The following is an 8787-nucleotide window of genomic DNA, read 5'->3' on the forward strand; positions in this document are numbered from 1 at the left end:
TGCTGTAAGAGTTGTTTTACCGTGGTCAACGTGACCAATTGTTCCAATGTTTACATGTGGTTTATTTCTTTCAAATTTTGCTTTTCCCATTATATTCCTCCTGGATTTTTAAATTAAGTTCATAATACCTCATATTGGATTTTTTTTCAACATTTAAGGCACTTTTTAAGCCTTAAATTGCTTCCATTTTTCTTCTCACAAAGGTATTCATAAAATATGATATAAAAAGTACTGATGCAAATTCTGCAATTACATATCCCCACCAGATTTCGTTGACTGTAAAAAACCTAATGGCAATGTAGGCTACTGGCAAAAGGACAATAATTTGTCTTAGGATAGAATCTAGTAGTGCCAAGATTCCATTGCCAAAGGCTTGAAAAATACTTGTTCCCACTATTGATATACCTGCAAATACATAGGACAAGGCACAAATTCTAAGCATTGGTATTCCAATTTCAAGCATCTTTCCTGAAGCAGAGAAAATTCCTAGGATTTGTCTTGGGAAAGAAATAATAAGTACTGACACAATTAAAGTCATTACTATTACTGTTGTAAAGGCAAGTTTAATTGATTTTTTTATCCTATCTTTATTTTTTGCTCCATAGTTATAGGCAATTATTGGGACAAGACCATTGTTTATACCAAAAATTGGCATAAAGACAAAGGACTGAACCTTGAAATATGCTCCAAGAGCTGCTATGGCAGATGTAGAAATTTCTGATAGCATTTTATTTAAAAGATAAATAGTAAAGGACTGAATTGTTATTGTAATCATGGATGGCACGCCCACAACATAAATTGCCTTTATAATTTTTGGACTAAGAGATGGCTTTTTAATAGTAATTTCTGGATTAAATTTGTGTTGCAAAAAGCTACCAAAGATTGCACCAATAATTTGTCCCGTTACTGTGGCAACTGCTGCGCCCTTGACGCCCATGGCTGGCATTCCAAAATAACCAAATATAAAAATTGGATCAAGGACAATATTTAATATCGCTCCAGTTAGTTGAGTGAGCATGGTGAAAACTGTCCTACCTGTTGATTGAAGAGTCCTCTCTAAAAATATTTGGGTGAAAAGTCCCATGGAAAGACCCATTACAATTTGTAGATAGTCCACACCATAATTTATTATATTTTGATCTGTAGTTTGTGCAGACAAAAAGGGCCTTGGTAAAAATCTTGATAAGATTAAAAGAAAAATCCCATATAATAGGGCAAGGCTCAGACCGTTTTCTGCCGTTTCATTGGCACCCTTAAAATTCTTTTCTCCCAAGTATCTAGATATTAAAGAACTCATACCAACTCCTGTTCCAACTCCAATTCCTATCATTATATTTTGGATGGGAAAGGCAATGGAAATAGCTGTAAAGGCCTCTTCATTAATCTTTCCAATATAATAGGAGTCCACCAAGTTATACATGGACTGGATAAACATGGAAATTACAATGGGAAAGGACACTTGAAATAAAAGTTTTGGAATTGACATAGTCCCCAGTTTGTTTTCATTGTTTTGCACTTAATCACCTCTTAACTTTACATATTATATAGGAGATTATAAGATTTTTGAAGTATAAAAAAGAAGTTAGGAAAATTCCCAACTTCTTAAATATCATTTTTTTCTCTTAACAGTAATAATATATTTGTAATAGTATAGATAAATAAAGTTAAACCAATAAGACTTATTATATTTTCAACAATTTGAAAAAAAGTTAAATACTTTACGCTTTGACTTATATCTCCTGTGATTTTCCATGTAATATGATTTATAAAATAAATTATAGAATCAAAACCTAATCCACGACTTCCAAATAGCATCATTACTATCGAACTAATTAAATATAAAAAATATTTTAATACTTTATAAATTTTTTCCATAATTATGTTTTTACTCATTCAAGGCTATCTCTATGCATAAAATGCTATACCCCTAAGGTTATGTTGAAGTTATAAAATTTTCTAGCAAACCAATTTTCTGATTTTGTTACAGAAAATCCAACTGACTCTAATAATTCTACATCAAATCCTGAAGATTTTACACTTTCAATTACAATATTACCAACAGCATTTAATTCTATACTTCTTGAAGGAAGAGAACTGTTCAAATACACTCTATCACCCTCAAGACTATACCTTCCACTATCCCCAGGGAGAGAATATTTATCTTGAACTTCTGATATTTGAACAAAAGTACCGGTAGTTCCCCATACATATACTTTAACTCTAGCAACTACTCTAACACTTGTCGGTCCATATCTCTTCACACCTACAAGTGTCCTATACACATAATCAGAATTAGCCCTATAAAATCCTATTTCTTTCACTTCTTTTGTTTCTGTATATTCTTCCAACAATTCATTGGTAGACTTGTCATAAATTTTAGCAGTTACATGTCGCAGATCATTCTCATATACTATGTTTATTTCTTCCCTTGGATAAGGTAACTCAACGTTTAGTAAATCAAGTTGAACTTTTGTTGATCCTTTATTTTCTGTACTTTTAGCAAATATAGTACTTGGTGCCAATAATAGAATACACATCAAAATAATAATTTTTTTCATCATAATCTCCTTTTTATTAATAAAAGCTATGTCTACACTAATCTCTTTTATTAATATAATATGAACATTGGAAACATCTCCTCTCCTTTAGCTTAATATAACATTCGCTTGTTTTTTAGTCAATACGTTTTCCTGTTTCTTTTTTCTTTTATATTATTTTTTGTAACGATTGTTTGATAATCCTAAACTTTTCCCCTTTATAGAATTTTTATCATCTTTTAATATATTTCTTAAATATGTTAAAATAAAATTAACGAGGTGATTTTGTGAAATTATTAATTACAAGTAATATTCCAGAAAAAATTTACGATGAACTAGACAAAAATTTTGATATAAGATATCACGACTCCAACCTTCCCCTTAAAAAAGAAGAAATTATAGAAAAAATTAAGGATCAAGACGCCCTTCTCTGTCCCTTATCAGATAAAATCGATAAAGACGTAATTGATGCTGCTGATAATTTAAAAATAATTGCAAATTATGGTGCTGGTTTTGACAATATAGATATAGCTTATGCAAGAGAAAAAGGAATTGTTGTTACAAACGCACCTGCTCCTGCCTCTGCTGTATCAACTGCAGAACTTGCCTTTGGTCTTATGCTTGCCGCTGCAAGGAAGATTGTTTCAGGCGATAAAGTCACAAGGGCAGGAGAATTTTATGGTTGGAGACCAACTTTTTATCTTGGAAGTCAACTAAAGGGCAAGACTCTTGGTATAATTGGTCTTGGAAACATAGGTAAAAATCTTGCCAAGAGGGCGAGAGCCTTTGAAATGAAGGTAATTTATTATTCCCGCACAAGAAAAGAAGATTTTGAAAAAGAATTTGGTCTTGAATATATGGAAAAAGATGATGTAATTAAATCTTCAGACTTTTTAAGTTTACACACTGCCTATGTCCCTGAACTTCACCACATGATCTCCAAAAAAGAACTTGAAATGATGAAAAAATCTGCTATATTAATAAATGCGTCAAGAGGTCCTATTGTTGATGAAGAGGCTCTCGCAGATGCTCTAATAGAAAATAAAATCGCAGGCGCTGCCCTTGATGTTTATGAAGACGAACCTAGGGTAAATAAAAAATTAGTAGACCTTGATAATGTAATTCTCGCTCCTCATCTTGGAAATGCAACTTTTGAAGCAAGACTTGAGATGGGCGAAAATGCAAGGGACAACTTAATTGATTTTAAAGATGGGAAAAGTCCAAAGAATAAAGTAAACTGAGGTGTAAAATGATAAATTATTACAGTCCACAAGAAATGGGAATATGGTCAGGAAGAATTGACGACGAAAATGATTATGAATCTTTTAGATGGCATCAATGGGTTGAAGCACTTGATTTAAATGATGAAAGTCTAAGTCCTTTTGAAGGAAAGTTGGGATTTGGCATCATAGGATTTGAATCTGACCAAGGAATTGAACTAAACAAGGGAAGATTTGGTGCTGCCGCAGGTCCTGCTGCCATTAGAAAGGAACTTGCAAAACTTCCTTGTCAATTTTCCAAAGAAGTAAAGATTTTTGACTGCGGAAATGTCACAAGTAAATTCACAACTCTTGAATCAAGCCAAGACGAACTAGCAAAGGCTGTAAAAAGAGTTTTGGAATTAAATTTATTCCCACTAGTCTTAGGTGGTGGTCACGAAACTGCCTTTGGTCACTACAAGGGAATTTCAACTTACCTTGATGATAAAGAAGACAAAAAACTTGGCATTTTAAATTTTGATGCTCACTTTGACCTTAGACCTTATGAAAAGGGAAATGGAACAAGTGGCACAATGTTTAGACAAATTGCAGATTACACACAAGAAAAGGGAACTGAATATGCCTACTATGTAATGGGAATTCAAAAACACTCCAACACTCTTGCACTTTTTAGAACAGCTGAAGATTTAGGAGTAAAATATGTTCTTGGAAAAGATTTAATAAACGGCAACTTCTTTGAAATTGTCCACAATCTAGATGAATATATCCACGAACAAGATCACCTTTATGTGACAATTTGCATGGACTGCTTCACATCTTCCTATGCACCTGGTGTTTCTGCACCACAAGCTCTTGGTGTTGACCCAGAAAAAGTAATCTTGCTATTAAAACACGTATTCTCAACTGGAAAGCCAGTTAGCTTTGACATTGCAGAGGTATCTCCAAGATTTGACCACGATTCTGTAACTGCCAACTTGGCATCAATTTTAGTTTACACAGTTGTATCAACTATGGCACAACACGTTTTGGGAAAAGAAAACAAAAAATATATCCCACAATAATTTAAATTTTATAATCACAATAATTTTTGAAAAATAAATTTTATATAAGTTCAATAAAACCACAAAGAAGTCTAAAATTCTTGTGGTTTTATTTTATTTCCTATAACTTTTATAAAATTTTTATCTTAATAGAACTTATAAATCCAAAAAAATGGAAGGCTTTCGCCCTCCACTTTTTCTTTATTCACTTTTACTTATCTAGGATTTCTTTGAAATTTTGCCTTTACAATTTCAAAATCTCTTGTATCAATATTAAATGTATTATTGTCTTCGTTGATCCAGTGTGCCCTATATAAATCTTTCTTGTTCAAGAAAGTGTTACTTGCACAAAGAATATCTTCGTAAGACCACATATTTCTATTGACATCCTTATAAGTTATTAAACTCTTTTCGTTATTTCTAATATAAGTCTTATCTAGTGTCCTCTTGAAAGCTTTATTAGAAACTGCAGCAACTTCTTCTCTTGGTATAAATTTATCTCCTTCATATTTTGCAAGTCCATCAGAATAAATCTTTAACCAACCTTCATTATATGCTGCTTCGATTTCTTTACTTGCCCAGTGACCTTCTTTTAAATTCATGTGATTGCCATCAAGATCATTTAATTCTTGGAATCTCTTTAAAGTTGCAATCCATTCATTTCTTGTGATTTTACCTTGTGGCTTAAAGTTTCCATCATCATAACCTTCAAAAACATTGGCTTCTGTAACAATTTTAACTGCTCTAGTGTACCAAGCTTCTCCAATGTCCTTGTAAGGAAGCTTGAAGTCAGGATTGTACTTGTAGCCGTCTTCAACAAGTGCGTTTGCAAGAATTTGCGCAGCCTCAGCACGAATAAGCCCATCATTAGGTCTAAATTCTTTTTTGAATCCTTGCATATACCTTACTTCTTTGAAGTAGTTGTCAGAAATAGGTACAGGAACCTTAACAATCTTTTCTTGAATAATTGTTTCGTATCTCACTTCAGGATACATTGGTATATAAGGTCTGTCTGGATATTCTGGATAAGATGGATAATCTGGTATATCTGGATAATCAGGATAATCAGGTTTTTCTGGTATCTTTCCATAAACTACAACTGTAACATCAACCTCGCTAGAAGATCCATCAGTATAGATTACATTAAGTTTAGCCTTACTTACACCCTCTTGACTTACATCTGGTTTTTCAATTATTTCAACACTTTCAATCGTCTTTCCAGTAGGAGGGGTAATTTTGTCCTTATAGTTATTTTCCTTAGGTTCAATTCCAACCCTTGTTTCTACAATTCCTGCGTCAGGTTCTAATGGTGTAATTGGACTAGAAGATATTTTGTATCTAGCAGTAATTATTGTTTCTTGTGTGAATTTTCCAAATAAAGATTTATCCCAATTTGAAAAACTATATCCCTTTTCTTGATACTCATTGTTTACTGTAGGATCTTCTGCTGGAATTGTAAGGTATTTATCTGGGTTTACATAATAAATCTTATTAGCAGAATCTGTCGCCTTTTCTGTTGGAACAAGAGTAACCTTAACATAATTTTCAGGTGTATCTTCTGTCTTATTTCCATCTTCATCTGCTGGATAAATATCTTCTGTCCATTGAGCCACAGCAATTTTATTATCTGTTAAAGTTAATGGACTTCCTGCTTGGTATAATCTTCCATCAATCATCCAACCTATAAAGTTTTTACTACCATTACTTAATCCTCTTGGATAAGAAAGATTTATTCTTCCACCAATGTTTGTGGATTCTGGGTCAGGTACAGTTCCTGTCGCACCACCTGCATCATAAGTCAATGTAACTTGACCTTTTGTAAAGTGAGCAACATATTCTCTATTACCTTTGATTGAATTAGTCAAATCTAAGGATTCAGACCAATAAGCAAATTCAAAACCTTCATTAGGAATAGTTTTTGGAACTACAAGTTCTTTATCTCCAGCTGTTTGACCTTCTTCTAATTCAACAAGCTTGATTCCTGCTTTAGGATTTACAAAATAAGTTTTTTCTGTGACATTTCCCTCAAGCTTACCATTTTCATCAGATCTAAAAATTACTGTTACGTAACCATCAGGAATAACTTGGCTAGGATCATCATTCTTTTCAATTACGTCATCAGACTTAACAAAGTTAAAAGTATAAGTCTTTTCAGCTGTAATCATTTCAGATTTTATTTCTGGCGACCAATTTCCACCATTTGAAGTGTAGCCAATATTTGGATTTTTTGTAATTTTATTAGCTGATTCATTCATATCAACTTCAACTTCTGGCGATACATAGTAGACTGTGTCGCCCCTTAATGTTCCGCCTTCACCAGCCTTGAAAACTACTTTCACATAATTATCCATAGCTCCTTCTGGTTTTTGACCAGGAACAAGTTCTGGAATTATTTTTTTGTGAACCTCTACTGGAATTACAACTGGACTATCAGTAGTTCCTTGACTTGATCCATCCTTATATTTAACTATTACTTTTGCTTCTTTTGATCCTGGTTCTGATGTGTCAGGATTTTCAATTACTGTAATTGAATCAATTTCTTTACCTTCTTGAGCTGTAATCTTAGAAATTAAATCTTCATCTGTAATTTTTTTATCTTGTGGTATGTCTAACTTATTTGTATTTAGTGGATCATCAATTTTTTCAGCTTGAATTGATTTTTTATAAGCTGCTTCAATAATAGTTACCTTGTCAGTGTATTGGTTCTTAGTTAAGTCAATTTTTACTGGCGGTTTTACATCTGTTAGATTATCATCAGTATCCCCAGTTTGTACTTTTTGCCATTCTTTAAAGATATAATTAACATTTTTCTTTCCAAGTCCATCAATTTCAACTTCTTGGTTTTCCTTACCTCTTGGATCTACTACTGGAATAGTAACTTCTTTTGTTGGATTAACCCAGAAAGTTCTTTCAAAAGCTGTTTCATCTGTTGCCTTATCTGTCGTTTTCACAATAACTTTAACAAAGCTATCTGGAACTTTTGGTTTGTCTTCTCCATTTTGAGGAACTACATCTTTTGAAAAGCCCGGTGAAATTATTGTATCTTCAGTAAATTTGTGACGTTTAGCAAAGTCATATATTCCATTTTCTTCCTGCTTTTCATTTTGTTCCTTCTTATCAGCTGTCCAATTTGTAAAACCTAAAGCAGCTTTTTCATCATCTGTCAGTTCAATTTCTGGAATTTCCACCCAAGCTTTTGGATTTACATAGTAAACTTTATTGTCCTTGGAATTTAAATTACCAGTTGGAGCAACAGTTACTTTTACATATGATTTTGATTCAGTGTCTTCTAGAATTTCTTTCAGTCCACCGTCTACAGCAGTTTTATTTTCAGCCTTGCTCAAAATTTCTGGTTTCCCACCACTTGTCAAAGCTTCATATCGGTTTTTATAAATTTTTACAGGAATGTCAACTTCTTTATCTGCTTGATTTCCCTTAAAAGTAACTTTTGCCTTAAAGATTTCTGTCCTTACAAGTTCTTCTGTGTCGGACCTATTCATTTCTTTTACTTTTTTATAAATGTCATCTTGAGTAAGCGGATTTCCAGCGTCATCAACTAGTGTTACTGTAGCATCTGCTGGCAAGTCACTTACAGTGCCATCTTTATTAACCCACTTAACTTGAGCTTTTAATTCATCAATTGTCGGAACAAAATCATTTGTCCAATTTCCATCAGGATCCTTGTAGGATTCTGTTCTCACAAGTTCATTTACCTTTACACCTGACCAATCGAAATAAGCTGTAAATGTGTAGTCCTTGTCTATGATAGTGTTGCTATTTAAAAGTTTTTCATTGTCCCATTTAATAAATTTCTTTCCATTGTCTGCTGTGATGTAATACTTGCCTTCTTCTTTTGTTTCATTATCTTTTAATTTTTCTGGAACAGGAAGATTATCTGATTTTAGACCAACTATTACATCATAATAAAGTTTATCAACTGGATTGTCTTTGTCATCTGTAAAAGAACCACCCTTATCTGCAATAAAAGTA

Annotated in this window: 6 protein-coding genes; 2 read left to right on the top strand and 4 right to left on the bottom strand. The window is 32.8% G+C overall.

What is annotated here, in order from left to right:
* The 3 genes from HGPT_RS08960 to HGPT_RS08205 form a co-directional block, all read right to left on the bottom strand.
* Positions 1–90, bottom strand: a 90-nt coding sequence (locus HGPT_RS08960) for a GTP-binding protein (RefSeq protein WP_155799260.1), incomplete at its 3' end; no start/stop codon positions are given.
* 82 nt (positions 91–172) lie between these two features.
* Positions 173–1516 (bottom strand): MATE family efflux transporter, encoded by a 1344-nt coding sequence (locus HGPT_RS08195; RefSeq protein WP_019139364.1) that lies wholly within the window; start codon positions 1514–1516, stop codon positions 173–175.
* Positions 1517–1919: 403 nt separating this feature from the next.
* Positions 1920–2558 (bottom strand): hypothetical protein, encoded by a 639-nt coding sequence (locus tag HGPT_RS08205; protein WP_019139366.1) that lies wholly within the window; start codon positions 2556–2558, stop codon positions 1920–1922.
* A 266-nt stretch (positions 2559–2824) separates the two neighbouring features.
* Between HGPT_RS08205 and HGPT_RS08210 the strand changes: the two genes are divergently transcribed.
* Together HGPT_RS08210 and hutG are read left to right on the top strand one after the other, a co-directional pair.
* Positions 2825–3778 (top strand): 2-hydroxyacid dehydrogenase family protein, encoded by a 954-nt coding sequence (locus HGPT_RS08210; RefSeq protein ID WP_019139367.1) that lies wholly within the window; start codon positions 2825–2827, stop codon positions 3776–3778.
* 8 nt (positions 3779–3786) lie between these two features.
* Positions 3787–4818, top strand: a complete 1032-nt coding sequence (gene hutG / locus HGPT_RS08215) for a formimidoylglutamase (RefSeq protein WP_019139368.1) — start codon at positions 3787–3789, stop codon at positions 4816–4818.
* 194 nt (positions 4819–5012) lie between these two features.
* Here the strand turns inward: hutG and HGPT_RS08220 are convergent.
* On the bottom strand, positions 5013–8787 hold a 3775-nt coding region (locus tag HGPT_RS08220), incomplete at its 5' end, for an S-layer homology domain-containing protein (protein ID WP_040542929.1).

The sequence above is a fragment of the Peptoniphilus timonensis JC401 genome, assembly GCF_000312025.1.
In the GTDB taxonomy this organism is placed as follows: Bacteria; Bacillota; Clostridia; order Tissierellales; family Peptoniphilaceae; genus Peptoniphilus_A; species Peptoniphilus_A timonensis.